A 24337-nucleotide genomic window follows, 5' to 3' on the forward strand; every position below is an offset into this window, starting at 1 on the left:
TCAATTTTTTAAAAGAAAAACCTACAAGAATTTAACAACCTGTAGGTTTTGGTTTTTATAGTGGTTTAAACTATTATTTTTTTGACATAATCTCAGCTAAAAGTAACGCATTGTAAGCATTTACAATTTTACCCGATTTAGAAGCATCAGCAAAATTAGCTTTGTGTTTGTCTTCTCCAATTACAACTTGATTTTTTAAAGGTGTTCCACTTTCCATGATAATTTGTTTTACTTGAACCGCAGTTAAGTTTGGATAGTATGAACGAATTAATGTTGCCACACCAGCTACGTTAGGTGATGCCATTGAAGTTCCTTGTAAATATTCGTAAGTATTTAATGGAGTAGTAGCATAAATTTTATCTCCAGGAGCATAAATGTCTACATTGTTTTTTCCGTAATTAGAAAAACTTGCAACCATTTTACTTCCGTAAGCTGGAGAAAGCGCCCCAATAATCAATACGTTTTTAGCAAATTCTGGACTTCCATCATACGTATCGTTTGGATATTTGTTTGTAACATCTAAATCATACGACTCATTACCAGCAGCTATAACTACTAAAACGTCTTTAGATTCAGCATATTTGATAGCATCGATAACCCATTCTTTGTTTTGAGAAAAATATTTTCCAAAAGAACCGTTGATTACTTTTGCACCATTGTCTACCGCATAACGAATTCCTAAAGCAATATCTTTATCATATTCGTCACCATTTGGAACGGCTCTAACTGCCATAATTTGTGCATTGTTTGTAACACCATCACCACCTTTATTATTGCCTCTAACTTGAGCAACAATTCCAGCAACGTGTGTTCCGTGTTTTGCTTCTTTTGGCTCTGGACCCACTACGTTATTGTTACCGTATTTCGTGTCTTTTAAATCGTTTGGATTATCACCCACAATTTTTCTACCATCAAAATCTACATTTAGGTTATAATTTAAAGTAGAAAACACATTGTCATATTCATCTTGAAATTTTTCAACAAAACCTTCTCCAATCATTCCACCAATTTGTGTCATGATGGTTTTATTTTTAAGAAGTTCTTTATCTTCAGTTTTAATAGCATTTAAATCTTCAATAGTATATGTTTCTTTTTTTAAGTATTTTTTGATTGATTCGTTTGCTTGCGAAATCATATCATATTGAGGTTTTACAGCTACTAACTCACTTCTTTCTTTATCCAATTCTGCTTTCGCTTTATCATAATCTGGAGTTCCAGGCCCTTTTTTAACAATACGTGTCATTTCTAATTGCTCATGAACAGCGTTTCCTAAGAAATTCCATCCATGCATATCGTCAATGTAACCATTTTTGTCATCGTCAATTTTATTTCCAGCAATTTCTTTTGGATTGGTCCAAATCACCGCTTTTAAATCTTCGTGGTTAATATCCACACCAGAATCTACGATTCCAACGATAACTTTTTGCCCTTTTTTACCTTTTAAAAGTTCAGCATATGCTTTGTCAACGCTCATTCCAGGAACAGTGTCTTTTACTAAGTCTAAATGACTCCAACGCTTTAAGTCTTTATCTGCTAATGGGGTAATTTTTAAAGGTAAATTGTCAACGTTTTCAACTGGAGTTGATACCATTTTTTGCGATCCACAACTTGCTAAAACAAGTCCTAAAGCTAAGCTTAAATACAGTGGTCTAAAAATTTTCTTCATATTCTCAATTAATTAATTTTCAGCTATTGGACTGAAATGGTTTGTATTTGTTACAGTTATAGGTGTTTTTAACATTATTTTAAAATATCATCGCATTTAAAAACCTCTTTTAAACGAACCCCTTTTTCGGTTCGTTCTACAGTGATAATTTCATTATGTGCATCGTGTTCTAAAAACAAATAATAATTATTGTCAGCCGCAGCGTTCATGAATTTTGCTTTTTCGTCTAACGTCAGCAAAGGTCTTGTATCATAACCCATTACATACGGAATAGGAATATGACCAGCAGTTGCTAATAAATCGGCACAAAAAACGATAGTTTTTCCATTGTAGTTGATGTGCGGTAACATTTGTTTTTCGGTATGACCATCAGCAAAGAAAATACCAAAACCCAATTCTGATTCTTGTAAGAAATCGCCTTCAGATCTTTTAACGAAATTCAACTGACCACTTTCTTGCATTGGAATGATGTTTTCATGTAAAAAAGAAGCTTTTTCTCTCGAATTTGGTTTCGTTGCCCATTCCCAATGATTCTCATTTGTCCAGAATTTCGCATTTTTAAAAGCTACTTCGTAACCCGTTTTATCTTTGTTCCAGTTTACGCTTCCACCACAATGGTCAAAATGCAAATGCGTCATAAACACATCTGTAATATCATCACGATGAAAACCTGCATTTTTTAATGATTTATCTAATGAGTGATCACCCCAAAGCGAATAATATCCAAAAAATTTATCCGATTGTTTGTTTCCCATTCCGGTATCAATCAACGTCAATCGGTTTCCGTCTTCAATTAATAAGCATCTTGCGGCGATGTCAATTAAGTTATTTTCGTCGGCCGGATTGGTTTTATTCCAAATGGTTTTAGGCACCACGCCAAACATAGCGCCACCATCTAATTTAAAATTTCCAGCTTCAATAGGGTGTAATTTCATAGGTCAAACAATTTTCAGCCAAATTACAAAAAATACTATAAACAGAAACTATGAATCGATAAGTTATAAAAATGTTAGCAACTCTTGTAAAAAGCAATTTATGGATTATCTTTGCAGTTAATTTAGACAAAATCAAAATAAGGAAATGATTAAAGTATCTGATACAGCAAGTAAAAAAATCATCAGCATGATGCAAGAAGATGGTTTTGATGCAGCCAAAGATTACGTGCGAGTAGGCGTAAAAAGTGGTGGTTGCTCGGGTTTGTCTTATGATTTAAAATTCGACAAAGAAATAGGAGAAAACGATAAAATATTTGAAGATAATAATGTAAAAATTGCCGTTGAGAAAAAGAGTTTTCTTTATTTGGCAGGAACTATATTAGAATTTTCGGGTGGTTTAAACGGAAAAGGATTTGTTTTTAACAATCCAAATGCACAAAGAACGTGTGGATGTGGAGAGAGTTTTTCGTTATAAAATTTAAAGATTGAAAAATTAAATGATTTAAAGATTATGACGAAATCTTTTGAAGAATTTGAAGTACACAAGAAAAGTGTTTTGCTTACAAAACAAGTTTTTAAATTATTGAATAATTCTTCATTAGAGAAAGAATTTGGTTTTAAAGATCAAATTAAAAGAGCTGTAATTTCGATTACAAATAATATAGCTGAAGGTTCAGAATATAACAACAATAAGCAATTCATTCGATATTTAAAAATTGCAAAAGGGAGTTGTGCTGAAGTTAGAAATATGTTGTTGTTAGCAAAAGAATTGGAATTTTGTACAGAAAAAGAAATGCAAGATAGTTTTCAATTAACAATTGAGATTTCTCAAAACATTTCTAATTTTATAAAGTATTTAGATTCAAAATTAGAAAAATGATAGTTTGAAGGTTTTATGGGAATTTTTAAATTCTTCAATCTTTAAATTTTTAAATTAAAAAAATGAGTAAATACACAGAAGACGACTTAAAAGTCGAATTAGAAAATAAAGAATACGAATACGGATTTTATACCGAATTGGACTCGGAAACGTTTCCTATTGGTTTAAATGAAGACATTGTTCGTGCGATTTCGAAGAAAAAAGAAGAGCCTGAATGGATGACCGAATGGCGTTTAGAAGCTTTTCGTGCTTGGTTAGAAATGGTTGAGCCTGAATGGGCAAACGTTCATTACGAAAAACCAGATTTTCAAGCGATTTCGTATTATTCGGCACCTAAAAAAGCGGATCCGAATAAAAAATTAGAAGACGTTGATCCTGAACTTTTGGCGATGTACAAAAAGCTAGGAATTTCAGTGGACGAGCAAAAGAAAATGAACAATGTAGCGATTGATATCGTGGTGGATTCGGTTTCTGTAGCAACTACTTTTAAGAAAACATTAAACGAAAAAGGCATTATTTTCTGTTCGATTTCGGAAGCTATCAAAGAACATCCAGAATTAGTTCGTAAATATTTAGGAACAATCGTTCCTCAGAAAGATAATTTTTATGCGGCTTTAAATTCAGCGGTTTTCTCTGATGGAAGCTTCTGTTACATTCCAAAAGGCGTTCGTTGTCCAATGGAATTATCAACGTATTTCCGAATCAATCAAGGTGGAACAGGTCAGTTTGAAAGAACATTGTTAATTGCCGATGAAGGAAGTTATGTTTCGTATTTAGAAGGTTGTACCGCTCCAAGTCGTGATGAAAACCAATTGCACGCAGCCGTTGTAGAATTAATTGCAATGGACGATGCCGAAATCAAATATTCAACCGTTCAAAACTGGTATCCAGGAAACAAAGAAGGAAAAGGTGGTGTTTATAATTTCGTAACCAAAAGAGGTTTATGCGAGAAAAACGCTAAAATTTCTTGGACACAAGTAGAAACAGGTTCGGCAGTAACATGGAAATATCCTTCGGTTGTTTTAAAAGGAGATAATTCAATTGGCGAATTTTACTCAATTGCAGTTACCAACAATTACCAGCAAGCTGATACAGGAACTAAGATGATTCACTTGGGTAAAAACTCAAAGTCAACTATTATTTCTAAAGGAATTTCAGCAGGAAAATCACAAAATAGTTATAGAGGATTAGTACAAATAGGAGCAAGAGCTGAAAACGCGCGTAATTTCTCTCAATGTGATTCGCTTTTAATGGGAAATAATTGTGGAGCACACACTTTTCCGTATATCGAAAGTAAAAATGCTTCGGCAAAAATTGAACACGAAGCAACGACTTCAAAAATTGGAGAAGATCAAGTATTCTATTGCAACCAACGTGGAATTCCAACCGAAAAAGCAATTGCCTTAATCGTAAACGGATTCAGTAAAGAAGTATTGAATAAATTACCAATGGAATTTGCAGTGGAAGCACAGAAGTTGTTGGAAATTTCACTTGAAGGAAGTGTTGGATAAAACTTATATGAACTTATATGCCTTAAATGGTTTAAAATAAAAAAATAAGATGTTAAGCATTAAAAATTTACACGCGTCTGTTGAAGACAAAGAAATATTAAAAGGAATCAACCTTGAAATTAAGGCAGGAGAAGTTCATGCGATTATGGGACCAAACGGTGCCGGAAAATCAACGTTATCTTCTATCATTGCTGGAAACGAAAATTACGAAGTAACCGAAGGTGAAATCTTTTTAGACGGAGAAGAAATTTCAGAATTAGCTCCAGAAGAAAGAGCTCATAAAGGTGTTTTCTTATCGTTCCAATATCCAGTTGAAATTCCAGGAGTTTCGGTAACGAATTTCATCAAAACGGCAATTAACGAAAGTAGAAAAGCCAACGGAAAAGAGGAAATGCCAGCTAACGAAATGCTGAAGTTAATTCGTGAAAAATCAGAATTATTAGAAATGGACCGTAAATTCTTATCGCGTTCGTTAAACGAAGGTTTTTCGGGTGGTGAAAAGAAACGTAACGAGATTTTCCAAATGGCAATGTTGGAACCAAAAATCGCAATTTTGGACGAAACCGATTCAGGTTTAGATATCGATGCGTTACGAATTGTGGCTAACGGTGTAAATAAATTGAAAAACGAAAACAACGCGGTGTTAGTCATTACGCACTACCAACGTTTGTTAGATTATATTGTTCCAGATTTCGTTCACGTTTTAATGGACGGGAAAATCGTAAAAACTGGTGGAGCTGATTTAGCTTTAGAGTTAGAAGAAAAAGGTTACGACTGGATTAAACAAGAACAAGAAGCATAATATGGAGTTGAAAGAAAAAATGTTAGCTTCCTTCATGGCCTTTGAAGAAAAAATCAAGGACAATGAAGATTTACATGAAGTTCGAAATCACGCCATAAAAAATTTCGAAAACAAAGGTTTCCCTACTAAAAAAGAGGAAGCTTGGAAATACACCTCGTTAAATTCGATTTTAAAGAATGATTTTTCGGTTTTCCCAAAGAAAGAAAATGCGATTGAATTTAAAGATGTAAAAAAGTATTTCTTACACGAAATTGACACATATAAAGTAGTTTTCATTGACGGAATTTTCAGTTCGTTTTTGTCTTCTACTACACATGATGGTTTAGATGTTTGCTTGATGTCTTCGGCATTGACCAAGCCTAAATACAAAATGATTGTTGATACGTATTTTAATCAAATTGCAAGTAAAGAAGAGAGTTTAACTTCTTTAAATACAGCTTTTTCATTGGAAGGAGCATATATCAACATTCCAAAAAGTAAAGTGGTTGAAAAACCAATCGAAATTATTTATTTCTCAACAGGAAATGAAGCGGCTTTGATGGTGCAACCACGAAATTTGGTCATTGTGGGAGAAAATGCACACGTGCAAATCGTAGAACGTCATCAAAGTTTGAATAGCAATCCGGTTTTAACGAATTCGGTTACCGAAATTTTCGCTCAAAAACGTGCGATTGTAGATTATTACAAAGTGCAAAACGATGTGCAAACTGCCAATTTGATTGACAATACGTACATTGCGCAAAAGCAAGAGAGTAGAGTAGCGGTGCATACGTTTTCGTTTGGTGGAAACATCACAAGAAACAATTTGAATTTCTATCATCAAGGAGAAAGAATTGATTCAACGTTGAAAGGAATTACCATTATTGGCGATAAACAACACGTAGATCATTATACTTTAGTGCAACATGCAACGCCAAATTGCGAAAGCCACCAAAACTATAAAACGATTTTACACGATAGTTCAACAGGCGTTTTCAACGGAAAAATTTTCGTAGAAAAAGAAGCCCAAAAAACTGATGCGTTCCAACAAAATAATAACATTTTAATTGGTGATAAAGCTACCATCAACGCAAAACCACAATTGGAAATTTTTGCTGACGATGTAAAATGTTCGCACGGTTGTACCATTGGACAATTAGATGAAAGTGCAATGTTTTACATGCAACAACGCGGAATTCCTAAAAAAGAAGCGAAAGCTTTGTTGATGTACGCTTTTACAAGCGAAGTAACCAACAGTGTAAAAATCCCAGAATTAAAAGCAAAAATTGCTCGTATTATCGCCGATAAATTAGGCGTAAATATGGGATTTGATTTGTAATATATAAGACCGCTTTATTGCGGTTTTGTTTTATATAAAATAAAAAATATCAATATGTTTGATGTTCAAAAAGTAAGAGCTGATTTTCCCATTTTATCGCAAAAAGTAAATGGCAAACCCTTGGTGTATTTTGATAACGGAGCTACTTCGCAAAAGCCACAAGTGGTAATTGATGCTATTTCCAAATATTACAGCGAAATCAATGCAAATATTCACCGCGGTGTGCATACGCTGAGTCAATTGGCTACGGATGCGTATGAAGTGTCAAGAAATACGATTCAAAATCACTTAAACGCAAAACATAATCACGAAATCATTTTTACTTCGGGCACTACGTTCGGAATTAACTTGGTGGCGAATGGTTTTTCAAGTTTGCTAAAAGCAGGCGATGAGGTGATGGTTTCGGCTTTAGAACATCATAGCAACATTGTGCCATGGCAATTTTTATGTGAAAAAACAGGAGCAAAGTTGGTGGTTATTCCAATGAATGAAAAAGGAGAATTGATTATTTCAGAATTTGACAAATTACTTATTGAAAAAACGAAAATCGTAACTGTTAATCATATTTCAAATGCGTTAGGAACGGTTAACCCAATTGAATACATTATTAAAAAAGCACATGATGTTGGAGCGGCCGTCTTAATTGATGGAGCACAAGCAACCCCTCATTTACGTCCAGATGTGCAAGCATTGGATTGTGATTTTTATGTGTTTTCGGGACATAAAGTTTGTGGGCCAACAGGCGTTGGAATTTTATACGGAAAAGAAGAATGGTTGCGAAAATTACCACCGTATCAAGGCGGAGGTGAAATGATTGCCGAAGTTACTTTCGAAAAAACAACTTACGCCGATTTGCCACATAAATTTGAAGCCGGAACACCAAACATCGAAGGAGGAATTGTGCTTGGAACTGCGATTGATTATATGAATTCGATAGGGTTTGATAACATTGCACCTTACGAACAAGAATTATTAGACTACGGAACTAAAAGATTACAAGAAATTGAAGGTTTAACAATTTACGGAACAGGCGAAAACAAAGCTTCAGTAATTTCGTTTAATATCGAAGGCATTCATCCGTATGACATTGGCACAATTATAGATAAGTTAGGTATAGCGGTTAGAACCGGTCATCATTGCGCCCAACCTATTATGAATTTTTTCAATATTCCAGGAACGATTAGAGCAAGTTTTGCTTTTTACAATACCAAGGAAGAAATTGATATCTTTGTAGAAGCGGTTAAAAAAGCGCAAATGATGTTATCTTAAAAAAATTAATCAGATGAAAGCAATTACATTTTTAGCAACTTTGATTATCACAATTACTGGGTGTAATTGTCAAAAAAACACTGTTCATTCTAATGGATTGACACAAGAAGGAATTTCAAATAATAACAAATCTGAAGCCGTGATGCAAAACAACATACCAGTAATAAAGTATCAAGCAATGGCTCGTAATATTTCGCTTAATGTTAAAGTTGAAAAGCAAGTATTATATGTATCACGTGTAAGAGATTTCAAAGATTATGATGAAAAAATAGAGGTTTCAGACACGGATTGGAAAGAAATTTCAACATTAGCAAGAGCGGTGGATTTAGCGAAAGTAAAAGATTTAAAATGGCCAACCGAAAAAAGATATTATGACGGAGCGGCTCATGCAAATATCACTTTTATTTCAGACGGAGTTGAATATCCAGCTAATGGATTTGATCATGGTTTTCCACCAGTTGAAATAGAAAAATTGGTAAACAAAATTTTGAAATTGACCGAAAAATAAAATGACAATTAAAGAAATACAAAACGAAATTGTAGACGAATTTTCCATGTTTGATGACTGGATGCAACGCTACGAATATATCATTGAATTAGGAAAAACACTTCCGTTAATTGATGAACAATACAAAATTGACGAAAACATCATCAAAGGTTGCCAATCAAAAGTTTGGGTTCATGGTGAAGAACAAGATGGAAAAATTGTTTTCACAGCAGATAGTGATGCGATTTTAACTAAAGGGATTATAGCAATTTTAATTCGTGCATTTTCCAATCAATCGCCAAAGGATATTTTAGATGCTAATACTGATTTTATTGACGAAATAGGATTAAAAGAACATTTATCACCAACAAGAGCAAACGGTTTGGTTTCAATGATAAAACAAATAAAAATGTATGCTTTAGCATTTCAATCGAAGCAATAAATAATTAAAAATATGGAAGAATTTAACGATACAATCAACTTAGGCGAAGATGTAGTAAAAGTTTTAAAAGGAATTTTTGACCCTGAAATTCCAGTAGATATTTACGAATTAGGTTTAATCTACGACGTAATGATTAATGAGGATAATGATGTGAAAATCTTAATGACTTTAACATCACCAAATTGCCCAGTAGCGGAAACTTTGCCTCAAGAAGTGGAGGAAAAAGTAAAATCTATTGACGCAGTAAAATCATGTGAAGTAGAAATCACATTTGATCCGCCTTGGAGCAAAGATTTAATGAGTGAAGAAGCAAAATTAGAATTAGGAATGTTGTAAAATTTGTTTAATGTTTCAAGTTTCAGGTTGTTCAACTTGAAACTTGAAACTTGAAACTTTTCAAATGGACGAAATAGTAAATAAAGTAGCGCAAAGTTCTTTGATGGTATTTGATTTAGAAGATTACTATCCAGATAATCATGTGCTGGATTTAGATATTTCGCAATGGTTATTAGAAGGATTTATCTTAAAGGAATCCGATTTTAGAGCACAACTAAAAGATACAGATTGGTCGCATTTTGAAGACAAATACGTGGCTTTATATTGTTCAACAGATGCTATTTTACCAGCATGGTCATTTGCTTTAGTTTCGGTTTATTTAGCGCCTCATGCTTTAAAAGTAATTCACGGAAATAAAGAATTAGCAGTTATCGAATGGTATCAAGATATTTTGAACAAACTCGATTATACCGATTATTTTCAAAAACCAGTAATTTTGAAAGGTTGTTCTAAAAAACCGGTTCCAAATCAGGTTTATACTTTAGCGATTCAAAAACTAATGAAAGTTGCCAAAAGTGTTATGTTTGGAGAAGCTTGCTCTGCTGTTCCGTTGTTTAAACAAAAATAAGTACCTTTGCGCCTTTAATTTTTAAAAATTTAAGGAATGAAAAGACTTTTTTTATTGATACTATTTGTTTCAACGTTTAGTATTGCTCAAGAAACAACTATTGATACAACAAAACATTGGACCAGAAAAGGCGTTTTTACTTTTTTAGCTAATCAATCTTCTTTTAGTAATTGGCAAGCGGGTGGTCAAAATAACTTCGCTGGAAATGTTGGTTTTAATTATGATTTCAATTATAAAAACGGCGATTGGAATTGGGACAACAAATGGATTGTTTCTTACGGTTTAACTAAAATTAAAGGAGCTGATACTCAAAAAACCGACGATAGAATTGAATTAAACTCGTTATTGGGAAAAAAAGCTTCTGGTGAATGGTTTTATTCTGCTTTTTTTAATTTCAAAACACAAATGGATACTGGTTTAGATCCAGCAACTCAAACTGTTAAAATTTCTCATTTCTTTTCACCTGCCTTTTTTCAATTTGGACCAGGTATGTTATGGAAAAAAAGCGATAATTTAAAGATTAATATTGCTCCAGCAACTTCAAAATTAATTGTAGTTCATGATCATTTTACAGAATTCGGTTCGTCTTTTGGAGTAGAGCAAGGAGAAACAACAAGATACGAATTAGGAGCTGCCATTAATGGTTATTATAAATTCAATATTATGGAAAATGTTTCGGTTGAAAACATCTTGAATTTATATTCTAATTATTTGGAAGAAGCGAAAAATGTGGATATCGATTACCAATTGAATATTGTAATGAAAATCAATAAATACCTTTCTACAAACTTTGCGTTTCAAACGATTTATGATGACAATGCTTTTAGAGGCTTTCAAACCAAACAAATTATCGGTTTAGGTGTGAATTATGGTTTCTAATCCAAAATAGCTTAAATAAAACAAAAAGACCTCAATTGAGGTCTTTTTGTTATTCGTTTTCAACAGCATCTTTATAATCTGGATATAAAAACTTGTTGTATGGAAAACGTGTAATATGAATTTCTCTAACAGCTTCGTAAACCTTTTCTCTAAATTCTTCAAAGTTGGCTTTTTCAGTTGCCGAAATAAATAATGTATTGTTTTCACCTAATTTACTCATCCAGGTTCTTTTCCAATCTTCCAAAGTGTAATGTTTGGTTGTTTTTTCAACACTTAAATCGTTTTCATCAAAATAAACGGATTTAAAAGCATCAATTTTATTGAAAACCATAATAGTCGGTTTATCAGCACTTTTAATATCTAATAAAATTTTATTTACTGAAGCAATATGATCTTCAAATTCAGGATGTGAAATATCAACCACATGAAGTAATAAATCTGCTTCCCTAACTTCATCTAACGTACTTTTAAACGATTCAACTAATTGTGTTGGCAGTTTTCTAATAAAACCAACGGTGTCGCTTAAAAGAAAAGGTAAATTCTTAATTACGGTTTTACGAACGGTTGTGTCTAGTGTTGCAAACAGTTTATTTTCTACGAATACATCACTTTTCCCAACAGCATTCATTAACGTGGATTTTCCAACATTGGTATAACCCACTAAAGCTACACGAACCATGGCACCACGATTACTTCTTTGAGTGGCCATTTGTTTGTCAATTACTTTAATTTTATCTTTTAGTAATGATATTCTATCGCGTACAATACGACGGTCGGTTTCAATTTCAGTTTCCCCAGGACCGCGCATTCCAATTCCTCCTTTTTGGCGTTCTAAGTGCGTCCACATTCCTGTTAAACGTGGTAATAAATATTGGCATTGTGCTAATTCTACTTGCGTTCTTGCATATGAAGTTTCAGCGCGTTGTGCGAAGATATCTAAGATAAGATTAGTTCTATCTAATACTTTACAATCTAATTCTTTGGTAATGTTTTTGGATTGTGATGGTGTTAATTCGTCATCAAAGATTACAGTTGTGATATTGTTGTCTTTGATGTAATATTTAATTTCTTCTAATTTACCAGTTCCAACAAAAGTTTTCGGATTTGGTTTGTCCATTTTTTGGGAAAAACGTTTTACAACCGTTCCTCCAGCCGTAAAAGTCAAAAACTCCAATTCGTCAAGATATTCGTTTAGTTTCTCTTCACTTTGGTTTTGCGTAACAATTCCTACTACTATTGATTTTTCAAAGTCAATAACTTCTTTCTCTAACATAATCGTTCTTTAAGAATACAAAGGTACGAAATAGCAAGCATAAAAAAAGCGACTCAATTTGAGTCGCTTTTAGAAATATTTGTCTAATATTATTTAATTTACAACAATATCATCAATATGCATTGTTGTAGTCAAATCTGGATCAAAACTATATCCACCAGTATATTCAAAAATAATGTAACCATTCCCAGCCAAAGAGCCAAAATTATAAACACCACTATTTACAAATGGCATAGAGGCACTACCAGTAGTTCCAGAAGCTATTGTAAAACTTGAAGTAATATTTACTAATGTAGCTGCGTTTATGTCTCCAAGTGGTGTATAATCTGTAGAATAGTAAACCTTTAAAACACCTCCAACATTAAATCGGTCTTGTGTTTTGAATGAAAAGCTATTCGCTGCTGTAAAATCAACAGGAACAACAAAATATACTTTATTTAATTGATCTTGGAAAGTTGCACTTGAACTAAAAGCTGACATTTTTAAATATTTGTTTCCGCTGAATGCTTCAACATACCAATAATCTGCACCTTCTGCAGCATCATTTACGTATTTAGGGAAAACTCTTTGACCTGAAGTTACGGTTCCTGAAGTATAACTTTCAAAATTTTCAGTAAATGCACCTGAATAAGTAATAGCTGTTCCACCTAATGCTGGATATGCATCAAATCTTGGATTAGTTAGCATAATATCATTTAATGTTCTTACCATCAATTGATATGTACCTAAATATTTTGTTAAAACACCTCTAATTTTTCCATTTTGAGAAGGAACAACATTTCCTGCAAAAGTAGCAAATTCACTCACACGAACAATTACTGTATTTCCAGAATTGTCTGAAACAATATTATTAGTTGCTCCACCAATTTGGTTTGAAGCATCGTAATATGTTTTTCCTACGTTTGCATCTGCAAATTGTACATTGTCTAACTCTACAATTTTGTTTAAATAACTATCATTTAAAAGCGTTGGAATTGTAACAGAATTAACTAATGTTTCTTCGTCAACTTTTGAACATCCTCTAACAACAACATCCTCATAAGTAACCCCAGAAATTCTTCCTACTTGGTCTGGTTCTGGCTCTCCATTTTCTAATAATTCACCTATTTCTAAAGAATTTGTTAATGAATTGTCGTAGAAATATAAAGATTTCATTTTTATAAACACCTTTCTTCCTGGCTCATATTTAGTGTATAAATTATAAGCATCAACAGGAACACTAAACCCATAATTTCCATCAGTAGAAACTAATGAAATTGATTTATAAAAATTTCCACCTTCGTCACTTGAAGTAACATAAGCTTCGATAATATCATCCGCTGTAGTACTATATTGTTGTACAGTAGAAGTTGCTGCCGAAGAGATATCTGTTACTAATTTGGTAGCTGTTAAATCTGTACATTGTCCTGATAAATCGGGAGTTCCATAATCATCACCATTGACACAACCTACAATAGTTATGAAAATAGTTAATGATAACAATTTTAATGTCTTTTTCATAATCTTATAAATTTTTATCATAAATTTTAATATCGTCAAGTCTTAATGAACCATCAAGTGTAATATTTGTTCCAGAACCTGTTCCTTTAAATGCTATATAAATATCTCCTGTAATAGTTGATAAATCAATTTCGCCAGAATTAATATTGATAAATCCATTAGAATCTGAACTTAAAATGTTAGTAGAATTATTTGCTAAAGTAGCAGTAATTGGCATCCATGTAGCAGCTAAAACATTTGTTCCATCAAAATCATTTGAAATAAAAACTTCAATTTTATTTGCAGGATCTGATACAAATTCAGAAGAGGTTTTAAAAGTTAAAACTTCGTTTTCAGATTTATCTAAGTTAATTTTAGGAGTTATTGCCCAAGCAATGTTAGTTGCTTCACCACTTAGATAAGAAGTGAACTCTAAATAACCATTATTATCAGTTTCTTTTTCAAACCAATGAACACTTCCAGCTTCAACGAAAGAAGTCCAATCGCCAAAATTTAGGTATTCATCGTCGTTAACAATATAAGAATCAAAGACTTCTTTATATACTGTTTCTTTAAAAGATGTAACTGCAAAATCATCATCTTTTACACAGCTTGTGAAAACTCCTAATGAAAGAGTTAACATTAAAAAGGGTTTAATCATTTTTTTCATCGTACAATTTTTAGAAGTTAATATAGAAATTAACAAAAAACGTTCTTCCATAGCCATAAAAATATTTTGGACCAAATGAAGGAGTTCCATTTGCTAAATCTGCTTGTAAATCTGGGAATGTTGCTTTTCTTGATTGCTCAAATCCACCTGTTTTGTATTCAATATCAAATAAATTGTTTACCGAAGCAAAGAAACCAACTGTATTACGATTTGCTTTACTAATTCTCCAAGATTTTCCTCCAGTTAAATTTACCAACGTAAAACTATCAAATTTTTCTTGTTTTAATAAGGAAGAAACATTTTCTTCTGTTGCCCCTGCAAAAGCATATCCATCACTATCAACCACAAAATTATCAGTTCTTAAAATATTTGCAAAATCTATATAGCTGTTTGCTAAATAATTTACATTTGCTCCAACCCACCAAAAATGAGGATCACGATATTCTAAACCAAAAGAAGCAGCTGTTTGAGGCATACCTGGTTGATGATAATCTTTGATATAAACAGTTCCAAAGTCAGTTAATGAATTGTTTCCTGTTGCAGCTAAAGCATCATCATTTGTTTTTAATTTAGCATTGTCAGAATAAATATACTGACCATAAGATGCAGAAGCAGAAGCTTTAATAGTTGATGTAATTTGGTATTCTAAACCAAGTTCTGCACCCATATTTTGTTTTTCAATTCCAGTAACAATTTCACTAACAAAAGTGTCTTCATCACCACCATCATCGCTTCCAATACCTTCTCCATAGAAGAATGAAATTTCAGTAGCATCTTGAATTTTAGTATAGAAACCTGTTAAACGTGCTTTGAATTTTGGTGCTCTTAAGATATAACTTGCATCAGCACTTGTAATACTTTCGCTTTTTAAATCTGGAGTAATAACGTTGTTCATTCTAGCGTTTGAGAAAGAGTTTCTTAAACTTGGCGCTTTTGTTTGGTATAATCCATTGAAGTCTAAATAGTTTCTTCCGTTTAATTTGTAGGTTAAGCCCCCTTTGAATCCAAAGTTTTCAAACGTGATGCTTTCTCCTTTTCCAAAAGAATTATTAGCATAAATTCCATTTCTGTATATTCCTTCTCTTTGATATTCAGATCTTGAGAATGATTGTGCTAAATAAAAATCTACTTTATCATAAGAAAATTTGAATTGAGTAAATCCATCAAATGTTAAAGCGTGTAATAAATAATTATATCCATAACTATCTCCTTCACCAACTTGTCTATTTGGATTGTTTAAATCTGATTGAGCTGCATCACCTGTGTAAAAAGCATCAACATCTAAGAAATATTGACCTCCTAATAAATCTAAAAGGTTTTGATAGTTGTGAGAACGTAATTTTCTAAAATTTACTCCTGCATTCAATGTAATATTATCAGATAAACTCGAATTGATAATTGAATTAGCATTTAATAAATTATCATCTGTTCTGTCTTCATATAAAACATAAGCACTTCTTCCCGCATTTGCGCTTGTTGTATTTGCAAAATACATTGCATCCCAATTAATTTGAGAATGTGTTCTGAAATAATTTCCTGCGTTTTGTGCATCTAAATTTTGATATTGAGGAGTTACTCCATCTTCTTCAAATAATTGATTCCCATCTACGTCATATACAAAATCATTCCATAATTCAGGTTGGTTTGCATAATAACTTGGTAAATTTCTGTAGTATGTTGGGTCTGGGTTATTAGCTAATTGGTAATCCAATCTTGAATTCCCTATAGAACCTGTTTGAAAAGCAACATTTGTATTTAATGTAGTTTTTTCTGATAATCTCCAATAGTGTGATAACATTACTAACGGTTCTTCAACATCTTTATCTCTTGAATTACGTTTTTTACCATTTTGGTACCCCCAATAAGAGTTATATTTAATTCCCATTAAATCATTAACTTCTTTAGTATTTGGAGATGACTTTCCTCTACTGTTTTGGGCGTACATTGCAGTTAAGTTCAAACTATGTTTATCGTTAATTCTTTTCTCAACACTAGCAAACAATGAATTCGCACCATAATCAGTACCGTCAAAATAACCTTCTTCTGCCCATCTTCTTGATGCAGAAACCACAAATGCCCATCCATCTTTATTCATTCCAGATGCGTGTGTTCCCATCATTCTCCAGCTGTAATTTGTGTTTGTTCCAGACATAGAAATTCTAGATCCAGGACGATAAAACGAAGCTCTTGTATTGATTTCTTGAGTTCCTAATGCACTACCAAAAGTATAATCAGAAGGTGCTGAACCCATTGTAAATTCTTGGTTGCGAGTAGCATCATTTAAACCACCCCAGTTGCTCCATTGTGGTCTTCCGTCATACAGTTTATTCATGACAATACCATTAATCATTGTAACCCCATATTCGTTATCTAAACCTCTAATTCTAAAACGAGCTAAACCCCAGTTAAAAGCAGCCGCTTGTTGGTAAGTGTCTCTTGTAGCTTGTAATAAACCTGAAGTACTTTCAGAGCCACTATTGTCATCACCTAAGTCATTTTCGGTAATAGTAACCAAACTTAATTGTTGCTCAGAAGTAATATCTTCTTCTAAAACAACAACTCCTAAATCTAATGGTTCTCCATTCGTTGGTTCTAAAACAAATCTTTGTTGATTGTAGCCACTTGATTTAACTACCAAGACTTGTTCTCCCGAAGGAATTGATTGAAAAAAGAAGTTCCCTTCAAAATCTGTTAATGCAGATTGGTTGGTGCTTTGAATTGTAGCAACAACATTTTGTAATGGTTTTTGACTTTTAGCATCGATAACCTTACCTTTTAAGGCCGGATTTTGCTGTGCAAAAACAAAAACAGCTTGCAGTACTAGTAAAGTACTTAATACAAGTTTTTTCATAAAGAATATTAAAATTAATACTAATTTAATGTTAAGACGTTAAAAACTTAACAGCCTACAAATGTATAACTTTTAATAATATTATTTACCTTTGGCATCCAATTTGTATTAAACTTGATAATAAAATAACATTCATCTTATGAAAATTAAACATTTTATCGCTGCTTTTATTGCGATTTTGTCAATTAGCCATGGTTTTGCCCAAGATAAAAAATTTAAAGTGCACACGGTTGCATTCTATAATTTCGAGAATTTATTCGATACTATAAACGACCCAGATACTTTTGACGAAGAATATACTCCCGCTGAAGGTTGGACATCAAAAAATTATAAGAAAAAATTAGACAACTTAAGTCGTGTTCTTATCGAGTTAGGAACAAGCGAAACTCAAAAAAATTCTCCAGTAATTATTGGTGCATGTGAAATTGAAAATAGAAGAGTGTTAGAAGATTTAGTAAAACACCCAACACTTATTGACAAAGGATACAAAGTAGTTCACTTTGATTCTCCTGATAAGCGTGGAATTGACGTTGGGTTTTTATACCAAGAAAAATATTTTCAACCTACAAGTTATATAAATGTTCCATTATATGTGTATGAAAATGCTTCAAGTGATACTAAAAAAACAAAAGAAGAAGCTGAGGAAATAGAAGAAAATGTAAACTATGACAAAAAAACAAAGCGTATTTATACACGTGACCAACTTTTGGTTACGGGTTTATTAGATGGTGAAGAAATCAATGTAATTGTAAATCACTGGCCTTCACGTTCTGGTGGTGAGAAAAAAAGTAGCCCTTACAGAGAAGCTGCTGGTAGATTAAACAGAAAAATTATGGATTCGCTTATTAAAATCAACCCAAATGCTAAAATAATTACGATGGGTGATTTAAATGACGGCGCATACAATAAAAGTGTAAAACAAGGAATTGGTGCTAAACTTAAAAAAGAAGAGCTTAAAAAACCTGCTGACATTTTCAATCCATTTGAACAAATGGCTAAAGACGGACATGCATCTCTATTCTACAGAGATTCTGGTGATATTTTTGATCAAATCATGGTAAGTGAGCAATTTATTTCTAAAGATAAAAACGATTATTTAACTTTCAAATATTGGAAAGCAGGAATTTATAACAAACCTTTCCTAATTCAAAAAACCGGACAATACAAAGGTTATCCACTTCGAAACCAAAATGGTGTTCCAGGATTTTCAGATCACTTTCCAGTGTACATCTATTTACTTAAAGAAGTAAAATAACAATATCGAAACAAAAACAAAAGGTTAGTTTGTAACAAAAATTACAGCTAACCTTTTTTCTTTTTAGTAACTTTACCTTTTAAATTTAAAGACAATGGCAATCTCAAAACCGTTCAACTTACAAAAATGGATTAAAGAAAATAAAGAGTTACTTCAACCGCCAGTAAGTAACAAAAATTTATATGTTGAGTCTGAAGATTATATCGTAATGATTGTGGGTGGACCCAACGTACGAAAAGACTATCACTACAATGAAACCGAAGAATTGTTTTACCAATTAGAAGGTGAAATTACGGTTTACATTCAGGAAGATGGGAAAAAGAAAGCTATGAAACTTTCAGCTGGCGACATGTATTTACATCCTGCTAAAGTACCGCATTCTCCTGCAAGAACTGCTGGTTCAGTGGGATTGGTAATCGAAAGAAAACGCGCAGGAAAAGGATTCAATGATGGTTTACTTTGGTTTTGCGATAATTGCAATCACAAATTACACGAAGTGTATTTCGAATTACACGATATTGAAAAAGATTTTCTACCTCATTTTAGTACGTTCTACAATTCGGAAGAGAAGAGAACGTGTAAAAAATGTGGCACTGTAATGGAAACCAATCCTAAGTTTACGACTAAGAAATAGTTAAAAAAGCGCTGTGTAACTTGATACACACAATTATTAAAATATATTTTTTACATTTGTAAAAATTTAACAAAAACCGAATAAAAAGTTATAAAATGATATCTGAAGCAGCAATTCAATTTGGTATGCAAGAAGCTTTGCAACAATTAGGCATTAAAGAAATTAACGAAGGAACTTCTACTGGAACCAAGTGGTTTTCTAACGGAAAAATTATCGAATCATATTCACCAGCAACAGGAGATTTGATTGGAAAAGTAAAATCTTCAACAAAAGAAGATTACGAAACAGCTATGAGTGCTGCAGAAGAAGCGTTCAAAACATGGCGTTTGGTTCCGGCTCCAAAAAGAGGGGAAATCGTACGTCAAATGGGAGAAGAGTTGCGTAAACATAAAGAAGCATTAGGTAAATTAGTGTCTTTTGAAATGGGTAAATCGTATCAAGAAGGTCTTGGAGAAGTTCAGGAAATGATTGACATCTGTGATTTCGCAGTAGGTTTATCACGTCAATTACACGGATTAACCATGCACTCTGAGCGTCCAATGCACAGAATGTATGAGCAATGGCATCCATTTGGAATTGTTGGAATCATTTCGGCTTTCAACTTTCCAGTAGCGGTTTGGTCTTGGAACACGATGTTAGCTTGGATTTGTGGTGACGTTTGTATTTGGAAACCAAGTTCAAAAACGCCTTTATGTGGTGTAGCTTGTCAAAACATCATTCAAACGGTATTAGAAAGAAACAATTTACCAGAAGGAATCAGCTGTTTAGTAGTGGGTAACGAATCTGGAGATTTAATCAATAACGACAAACGTATTCCATTAGTATCGTTTACAGGTTCTACAAGAATTGGTCGTCACGTATCAAAAACAGTAGCGGAGCGTTTTGGAAACACTATCTTAGAATTAGGTGGAAACAACGCGATTATCGTTTCTAAAGAAGCAGATTTATCAATGGTATTGGTAGGAGCAGTTTTCGGAGCGGTAGGAACAGCAGGTCAACGTTGTACGTCAACTCGTAGATTAATTGTTCACGAAAGTGTTTACGACAAAACCTTAGACGTTTTAGCGAAAGCTTACGCACAGTTAAAAATCGGAAATCCATTAGATGCAAACAATCACGTGGGTCCACTTATTGATAAAGGTGCAGTTCAAGATTATTTAGATGCGATTGAAAAAGCAAAAGCAGAAGGTGGAAGAGTAATTGTAGAAGGTGGCGTTTTAGAAGGAAAAGGATACGAAAGCGGTTGTTATGTAAAACCATGTATTATTGAAGCGAAGAACGAGTTCGAAATCGTACAACACGAAACATTCGCACCAGTTTTATATGTAATGAAATACAGCACAATTGAAGAAGCAATTGCCATGCAAAATGCAGTTCCTCAAGGATTATCTTCTTCTATCTTTACCAACAACATGAGAGAAATGGAGTTATTCCTTTCGGCAGCGGGTTCTGATTGTGGTATTGCTAACGTAAACATTGGAACTTCTGGTGCTGAAATTGGTGGTGCTTTTGGTGGTGAAAAAGAAACCGGTGGCGGCCGTGAATCAGGTTCTGATGCATGGAAAGCCTACATGAGAAGACAAACTAACACCATTAACTACGGAACAGCGTTACCGTTGGCACAAGGTATTAAGTTTGATTTCTAAAATATAAGTGATTAGTGAAAAGTAATTAGTGATTAGTTACTTTTGGATATAGAAAAACCCTGCAATTGCAGGGTTTTTTAGTTTTTTTGCTTTCTGGCACGGAATAAAAATTTCAGCAAGATATCCGAGAGTTTGGGTTAGCTTAGAAGCTGTATTTTAAAAAAAATAAAAAAGTAGTTCCAATGTTAATGCATAAAATTTTGAAATATGTGGAGCATAATAATTTTTATAAGAAGTAATTATTTCTTTTTCTTATTTATACTTACAACATAAGTGGAGATATAATCTTCATTAATTTTTATGTGTAAGTCATAATCACCCTTCAGATCAAAATCAAATTTTAACTCAATAATATCATCGGACAAACTAGTTATTTTTGGAATGATTGTTTTTTTATAATTACCCGAAACTAATTCAACTCTAATAGCATCTAAATTAATTGGTTTGTTCTTTTCTAAATGCAAAATTATCTCTTCGCTTTTTTCAACTTCAAAATTCATTATTAAAGGAGAAATAGGGATTAAATTATTTTTAAATGATCCATCATAAACTAATGGAAATCTTTTAAAATCAACAAAATTTAATTTCTCTTCGACCAGTTGCCATTTAGAGTCTAAGGGAAAATGATTTTTCAAAAAATATTTTGGATTAGTTAAAAAATAACCATCATTATAGTTCTGATCAAATGTGTTTTTATTTAAGTCAAATAATCCGCTAGACCAAGTTGCATCGCATAAATACCATTTAGAATTCAATTCAACTGCATTCCATGAATGGTTTGGTGTAAATGATTTTGAAAAAACCGTCTCAGCTGTTCTACCATAACCATTAACAATTTCACATTTTATATGGGCTAAATTAGACAGTTCTTTAATCAAATAGGCATAACCTGTACAAACCGTTTTTTTTTGTTTTATTAATTTTTTGAATGTTTGCCTGCTAATTTCTTTATTCCACTCTAAAAGTTTAACACTATCATTTTCGTATTTGTTTCGTTTTCTAGTGTTTTTCTCAAATAAGTAATAATCATTTTCTATATTGGTACATACCCAGATGTAAATAGCTCTAAATTTTTCAACATCACTAGATAATAGTTTTGTTAAGTTATGAGATAATTTGGGTAAGTCGTTTAGATTTTCACCTTTAAGTTCATAAGCAATTTTATCTGCTTTGTTGAAATTTATGTTTTTAAAATCATTGATTTGCGAGAATGAAGAATAACTTAATAAGACAAAAAAGAGAAGTTTAAATTTTATCATTTTAAAATATATCCTTAAGTTTTTGAAAAAATGTTTTTTTTGATTTATACACTTTTTTTACACCAACTTCTCCCATTATAATGCAGCCATCAAAATAAGATTCAACGGAAATATTAATTTTAGATAAATCAGAAATTGTATACTCTTTTGTTTTGACACCAATATAACTTACTATTATGATATCGCCTACATTTAATTTTTTATTGAATATGAAGTTTCCATCGAAATCAGTATTTGTGTATAAATTAGTGTTTTTTACTGTTATACTTGCACCTGCTAATGGACCTAATTCATCAAAAACAAAACCTTTAGTTATTTCTTGTTCCGTCTTGCTTTGTTTCGAATTTTTTGTTTCTGTATTTTTTATTTCATAATTAATCGTATCTTTTTTAGTGGTTTGACTAAACCCTTCATTCAATGTAAATATTGAAAGAAGTGAAAATCCAAACAAACTTTTATAAAAAGATCTTTTATCATTAAGTTGATTTCCAGAATAACTTTTCAATTGCTTTTCTAAAAACACACCGCAAGTCTTATTTTGATTTTTATTAAAAAACACACCAATTTCTTTATCGGTTAAATTTCTGAAATCAATAACCTCTTTTTTACAGGAATTACAATAACCGCCTTTATCAGTACTTTGAAAATTCTCAAAATTTTGACCGCAGGGTTTATTTATAGAAATATTTATGTTGTCTTTCATGATTTGAAATAAAAAAATTAAAATTAATCTAAAACCATTCTCTTTCCACTCAAAAATAGTAAATAATTTTATTGTTTATTTTCTTTTCATAAAAACACCCTAAAAGAGTGTCCAACTTTTTTGAGACAGTGCAATTATTTACAGTTTTTTTTGTTGTTTTACTTTGTGGACAAGGAATGCAATTCCGCGCTATCGTTGTGGTGATATATCTGCATGGTTGGAAGCTTTTTTAATAGATATGGCATTTAAGGAATAAATTTTTTTAGTAGAAACAGAAAATTATCTAAAACCAAAAACCCCACAAATCAAATTTGCAGGGTTTCTATGTTATTCTGTCAAGCTGAACTTGTTTCAGCTTCTCTTTTTAGATTCTGACCCGAGCTTGCGAACTGACGAAGTAAACGAGTTCAGAATGACAAAAAGAATTACTTCGTTTTCTTCACGTACTGTGTTAAAATGTAAATATTTTGGTTTTCTACTCTACCTTCAATCAGGTTCGCGTCGTCCCAAACTAATTTTATGTTGTGCACGGCAGCTCCTCGTTTTGCTGTAAAAGTAGCACCTTTTACATCTAAATCTTTAATCAATACAACTGAGTCGCCATCTAATAAAGTTACGCCGTTGCTGTCTTTATGTACAATTTTGTTTTCGTCTTCTTCTTCGCCTTCACCCGTTGCTTTTGCCCATTCTAATGCTTCTTCGTCTAAGTACATCATATCTAACAAATCAGTATTTTTTAAACGTGCTAACATTCTCCAAGATAAAATTTGAACTGGTAAATGCTCACTCCACATACTTTCCGATAAGCCTCTCCAGTCTTTTTCATCTGTAGTTTCTGGGTTTTCAATTTGGTCTTTTAAGTGTTTTGCAACTAAAACCGAATGTTCTAAGCTTTCTGCAGTATGAGGTAGCAACGTGTACACAACTAAATCATGTTCGGCACCACTAATTTCGCAAACTGAACCACTGCGGTCTTTCAGTTTTTTTTCTATTACACTCATTTTGAATGGATATTACGTAAATAAATATTTTGCAAGCAAAGTTATAAATTGAATTTAATTATCTTTGATTATTCGATTAAAATCTACTTAAAATGAAGAAATTACTCTTAATTATAGTTTTAACGCCTTTTTTATTAGCTACACAATGCGATGAAGAGGATAACGGAATTGCTTGTACTGAAGAAGCAAAGGCTGGTTTAAATATCACTATAAAAGATGCTGAAACAAATTTGTATTTAAGCGAAGGTGTTTCTGTGATAGCCACTGATGGGAGTTATTCTGAAACCTTGATAAGTTTTGATGTAGCAGAACCAATTTTTTCAGGAGCTTATGAGCGAGAAGGGAATTATACAATTATGGTTTCAAAATCGGGGTATGTAACGTACACTTCAGAAGTAATTAGTGTCACTTCAGATGTTTGTCACGTTATTCCACAACAAAGAACCATTTTACTCCAACCCGAATAAAAAAAG

Annotated in this window: 24 protein-coding genes; 15 read left to right on the forward strand and 9 right to left on the reverse strand. The window is 32.5% G+C overall.

Annotated elements, in window-relative coordinates; genetic code table 11:
• Positions 1-73: 73 nt before the first annotated feature.
• Positions 74-1666, reverse strand: a complete 1593-nt coding sequence (locus M9Q43_RS02160) for a S8 family peptidase (RefSeq protein ID WP_262317335.1) — start codon at positions 1664-1666, stop codon at positions 74-76.
• A 74-nt stretch (positions 1667-1740) separates the two neighbouring features.
• Entirely contained in the window at positions 1741-2601 is an 861-nt protein-coding gene (locus M9Q43_RS02165) for an MBL fold metallo-hydrolase (RefSeq protein WP_262317336.1), read from the reverse strand.
• A gap of 145 nt (positions 2602-2746) precedes the next feature.
• Here M9Q43_RS02165 and M9Q43_RS02170 point away from each other — a divergent pair, with 145 nt between their 5' ends.
• From M9Q43_RS02170 to M9Q43_RS02220, 11 genes are all read left to right on the forward strand, one after another.
• On the forward strand, positions 2747-3076 hold the full coding sequence (locus M9Q43_RS02170) for a HesB/IscA family protein (RefSeq protein WP_133609171.1): 330 nt from the start codon (positions 2747-2749) through the stop codon (positions 3074-3076).
• Positions 3077-3112: 36 nt separating this feature from the next.
• Entirely contained in the window at positions 3113-3481 is a 369-nt protein-coding gene (locus M9Q43_RS02175; RefSeq protein ID WP_262317337.1) for a four helix bundle protein, read from the forward strand.
• 62 nt (positions 3482-3543) lie between these two features.
• Positions 3544-4992, forward strand: a complete 1449-nt coding sequence (sufB, locus tag M9Q43_RS02180) for a Fe-S cluster assembly protein SufB (RefSeq protein WP_262317338.1) — start codon at positions 3544-3546, stop codon at positions 4990-4992.
• A 49-nt stretch (positions 4993-5041) separates the two neighbouring features.
• A complete protein-coding gene (sufC, locus tag M9Q43_RS02185; protein ID WP_262317339.1) occupies positions 5042-5794 on the forward strand; it encodes a Fe-S cluster assembly ATPase SufC in 753 nt (250 codons plus the stop codon).
• 1 nt (position 5795) lies between these two features.
• Positions 5796-7112: a Fe-S cluster assembly protein SufD gene (gene sufD / locus M9Q43_RS02190; protein ID WP_262317340.1), complete on the forward strand. Its 1317-nt coding sequence runs from the start codon at positions 5796-5798 to the stop codon at positions 7110-7112.
• 54 nt (positions 7113-7166) lie between these two features.
• Complete coding sequence (locus M9Q43_RS02195; RefSeq protein WP_262317341.1) at positions 7167-8381, forward strand: aminotransferase class V-fold PLP-dependent enzyme; 1215 nt, start codon at positions 7167-7169, stop codon at positions 8379-8381.
• A gap of 13 nt (positions 8382-8394) precedes the next feature.
• A complete protein-coding gene (locus M9Q43_RS02200) occupies positions 8395-8889 on the forward strand; it encodes a hypothetical protein (RefSeq protein WP_262317342.1) in 495 nt (164 codons plus the stop codon).
• Between the two features lies 1 nt (position 8890).
• A complete protein-coding gene (locus tag M9Q43_RS02205) occupies positions 8891-9310 on the forward strand; it encodes a SufE family protein (RefSeq protein WP_262317343.1) in 420 nt (139 codons plus the stop codon).
• 12 nt (positions 9311-9322) lie between these two features.
• Positions 9323-9646: an SUF system Fe-S cluster assembly protein gene (locus M9Q43_RS02210; protein ID WP_111566555.1), complete on the forward strand. Its 324-nt coding sequence runs from the start codon at positions 9323-9325 to the stop codon at positions 9644-9646.
• Positions 9647-9710: 64 nt separating this feature from the next.
• A complete protein-coding gene (locus tag M9Q43_RS02215; protein ID WP_262317344.1) occupies positions 9711-10214 on the forward strand; it encodes a DUF2480 family protein in 504 nt (167 codons plus the stop codon).
• A 36-nt stretch (positions 10215-10250) separates the two neighbouring features.
• Entirely contained in the window at positions 10251-11093 is an 843-nt protein-coding gene (locus M9Q43_RS02220; RefSeq protein WP_262317345.1) for a DUF3078 domain-containing protein, read from the forward strand.
• A 49-nt stretch (positions 11094-11142) separates the two neighbouring features.
• Here the strand turns inward: M9Q43_RS02220 and hflX are convergent, their stop codons facing one another.
• The 4 genes from hflX to M9Q43_RS02240 form a co-directional block, all read right to left on the reverse strand.
• Positions 11143-12366, reverse strand: a complete 1224-nt coding sequence (gene hflX / locus M9Q43_RS02225) for a GTPase HflX (protein ID WP_133609197.1) — start codon at positions 12364-12366, stop codon at positions 11143-11145.
• A 93-nt stretch (positions 12367-12459) separates the two neighbouring features.
• Complete coding sequence (locus M9Q43_RS02230) at positions 12460-13866, reverse strand: DUF5689 domain-containing protein (RefSeq protein ID WP_262317346.1); 1407 nt, start codon at positions 13864-13866, stop codon at positions 12460-12462.
• Positions 13867-13870: 4 nt separating this feature from the next.
• Positions 13871-14515: a DUF5017 domain-containing protein gene (locus M9Q43_RS02235; RefSeq protein ID WP_262317347.1), complete on the reverse strand. Its 645-nt coding sequence runs from the start codon at positions 14513-14515 to the stop codon at positions 13871-13873.
• A gap of 10 nt (positions 14516-14525) precedes the next feature.
• Positions 14526-17366: a TonB-dependent receptor gene (locus M9Q43_RS02240; RefSeq protein WP_262317348.1), complete on the reverse strand. Its 2841-nt coding sequence runs from the start codon at positions 17364-17366 to the stop codon at positions 14526-14528.
• Positions 17367-17505: 139 nt separating this feature from the next.
• On the opposite strand from M9Q43_RS02240, the gene M9Q43_RS02245 reads away from it, so the two are divergent.
• The 3 genes from M9Q43_RS02245 (at position 17506) to amaB (ending at position 20901) form a co-directional block, all read left to right on the forward strand.
• Positions 17506-18621, forward strand: coding sequence for an endonuclease/exonuclease/phosphatase family protein (locus tag M9Q43_RS02245; protein WP_262317349.1), 1116 nt, complete (start codon positions 17506-17508; stop codon positions 18619-18621).
• A gap of 94 nt (positions 18622-18715) precedes the next feature.
• A complete protein-coding gene (locus tag M9Q43_RS02250) occupies positions 18716-19255 on the forward strand; it encodes a 3-hydroxyanthranilate 3,4-dioxygenase (RefSeq protein WP_262317350.1) in 540 nt (179 codons plus the stop codon).
• A gap of 95 nt (positions 19256-19350) precedes the next feature.
• Positions 19351-20901: an L-piperidine-6-carboxylate dehydrogenase gene (amaB, locus tag M9Q43_RS02255; RefSeq protein ID WP_408611233.1), complete on the forward strand. Its 1551-nt coding sequence runs from the start codon at positions 19351-19353 to the stop codon at positions 20899-20901.
• A gap of 239 nt (positions 20902-21140) precedes the next feature.
• On the opposite strand, the gene M9Q43_RS02260 is transcribed toward amaB, so the two are convergent.
• The 3 genes from M9Q43_RS02260 to M9Q43_RS02270 form a co-directional block, all read right to left on the reverse strand.
• Entirely contained in the window at positions 21141-22160 is a 1020-nt protein-coding gene (locus tag M9Q43_RS02260; protein WP_262317351.1) for a transglutaminase domain-containing protein, read from the reverse strand.
• A 1-nt stretch (position 22161) separates the two neighbouring features.
• Positions 22162-22863 (reverse strand): carboxypeptidase-like regulatory domain-containing protein, encoded by a 702-nt coding sequence (locus tag M9Q43_RS02265; protein WP_262317352.1) that lies wholly within the window; start codon positions 22861-22863, stop codon positions 22162-22164.
• Positions 22864-23288: 425 nt separating this feature from the next.
• Entirely contained in the window at positions 23289-23864 is a 576-nt protein-coding gene (locus M9Q43_RS02270; RefSeq protein ID WP_262317353.1) for a PhnA domain-containing protein, read from the reverse strand.
• A 92-nt stretch (positions 23865-23956) separates the two neighbouring features.
• Here M9Q43_RS02270 and M9Q43_RS02275 point away from each other — a divergent pair, with 92 nt between their 5' ends.
• On the forward strand, positions 23957-24331 hold the full coding sequence (locus M9Q43_RS02275; protein WP_262317354.1) for a hypothetical protein: 375 nt from the start codon (positions 23957-23959) through the stop codon (positions 24329-24331).
• The last annotated feature ends 6 nt before the right edge of the window (positions 24332-24337 follow it).

This window comes from Flavobacterium odoriferum (assembly GCF_025499515.1).
GTDB lineage: Bacteria > Bacteroidota > Bacteroidia > Flavobacteriales > Flavobacteriaceae > Flavobacterium > Flavobacterium odoriferum.

Excerpts from the sequence above, each read along its gene's own strand:
- M9Q43_RS02160 (WP_262317335.1), bottom strand. The coding sequence starts at position 1,666 with ATGAAGAAAATTTTTAGACCACTGTATTTAAGCTTAGCTTTAGGACTT.
- M9Q43_RS02165 (WP_262317336.1), bottom strand. The coding sequence starts at position 2,601 with ATGAAATTACACCCTATTGAAGCTGGAAATTTTAAATTAGATGGTGGC.
- M9Q43_RS02170 (WP_133609171.1), top strand. The coding sequence starts at position 2,747 with ATGATTAAAGTATCTGATACAGCAAGTAAAAAAATCATCAGCATGATG.
- M9Q43_RS02175 (WP_262317337.1), top strand. The coding sequence starts at position 3,113 with ATGACGAAATCTTTTGAAGAATTTGAAGTACACAAGAAAAGTGTTTTG.
- sufB (WP_262317338.1), top strand. The coding sequence starts at position 3,544 with ATGAGTAAATACACAGAAGACGACTTAAAAGTCGAATTAGAAAATAAA.
- sufC (WP_262317339.1), top strand. The coding sequence starts at position 5,042 with ATGTTAAGCATTAAAAATTTACACGCGTCTGTTGAAGACAAAGAAATA.
- sufD (WP_262317340.1), top strand. The coding sequence starts at position 5,796 with ATGGAGTTGAAAGAAAAAATGTTAGCTTCCTTCATGGCCTTTGAAGAA.
- M9Q43_RS02195 (WP_262317341.1), top strand. The coding sequence starts at position 7,167 with ATGTTTGATGTTCAAAAAGTAAGAGCTGATTTTCCCATTTTATCGCAA.
- M9Q43_RS02200 (WP_262317342.1), top strand. The coding sequence starts at position 8,395 with ATGAAAGCAATTACATTTTTAGCAACTTTGATTATCACAATTACTGGG.
- M9Q43_RS02205 (WP_262317343.1), top strand. The coding sequence starts at position 8,891 with ATGACAATTAAAGAAATACAAAACGAAATTGTAGACGAATTTTCCATG.
- M9Q43_RS02210 (WP_111566555.1), top strand. The coding sequence starts at position 9,323 with ATGGAAGAATTTAACGATACAATCAACTTAGGCGAAGATGTAGTAAAA.
- M9Q43_RS02215 (WP_262317344.1), top strand. The coding sequence starts at position 9,711 with ATGGACGAAATAGTAAATAAAGTAGCGCAAAGTTCTTTGATGGTATTT.
- M9Q43_RS02220 (WP_262317345.1), top strand. The coding sequence starts at position 10,251 with ATGAAAAGACTTTTTTTATTGATACTATTTGTTTCAACGTTTAGTATT.
- hflX (WP_133609197.1), bottom strand. The coding sequence starts at position 12,366 with ATGTTAGAGAAAGAAGTTATTGACTTTGAAAAATCAATAGTAGTAGGA.
- M9Q43_RS02230 (WP_262317346.1), bottom strand. The coding sequence starts at position 13,866 with ATGAAAAAGACATTAAAATTGTTATCATTAACTATTTTCATAACTATT.
- M9Q43_RS02235 (WP_262317347.1), bottom strand. The coding sequence starts at position 14,515 with ATGAAAAAAATGATTAAACCCTTTTTAATGTTAACTCTTTCATTAGGA.
- M9Q43_RS02240 (WP_262317348.1), bottom strand. The coding sequence starts at position 17,366 with ATGAAAAAACTTGTATTAAGTACTTTACTAGTACTGCAAGCTGTTTTT.
- M9Q43_RS02245 (WP_262317349.1), top strand. The coding sequence starts at position 17,506 with ATGAAAATTAAACATTTTATCGCTGCTTTTATTGCGATTTTGTCAATT.
- M9Q43_RS02250 (WP_262317350.1), top strand. The coding sequence starts at position 18,716 with ATGGCAATCTCAAAACCGTTCAACTTACAAAAATGGATTAAAGAAAAT.
- amaB (WP_408611233.1), top strand. The coding sequence starts at position 19,351 with ATGATATCTGAAGCAGCAATTCAATTTGGTATGCAAGAAGCTTTGCAA.
- M9Q43_RS02260 (WP_262317351.1), bottom strand. The coding sequence starts at position 22,160 with ATGATAAAATTTAAACTTCTCTTTTTTGTCTTATTAAGTTATTCTTCA.
- M9Q43_RS02265 (WP_262317352.1), bottom strand. The coding sequence starts at position 22,863 with ATGAAAGACAACATAAATATTTCTATAAATAAACCCTGCGGTCAAAAT.
- M9Q43_RS02270 (WP_262317353.1), bottom strand. The coding sequence starts at position 23,864 with ATGAGTGTAATAGAAAAAAAACTGAAAGACCGCAGTGGTTCAGTTTGC.
- M9Q43_RS02275 (WP_262317354.1), top strand. The coding sequence starts at position 23,957 with ATGAAGAAATTACTCTTAATTATAGTTTTAACGCCTTTTTTATTAGCT.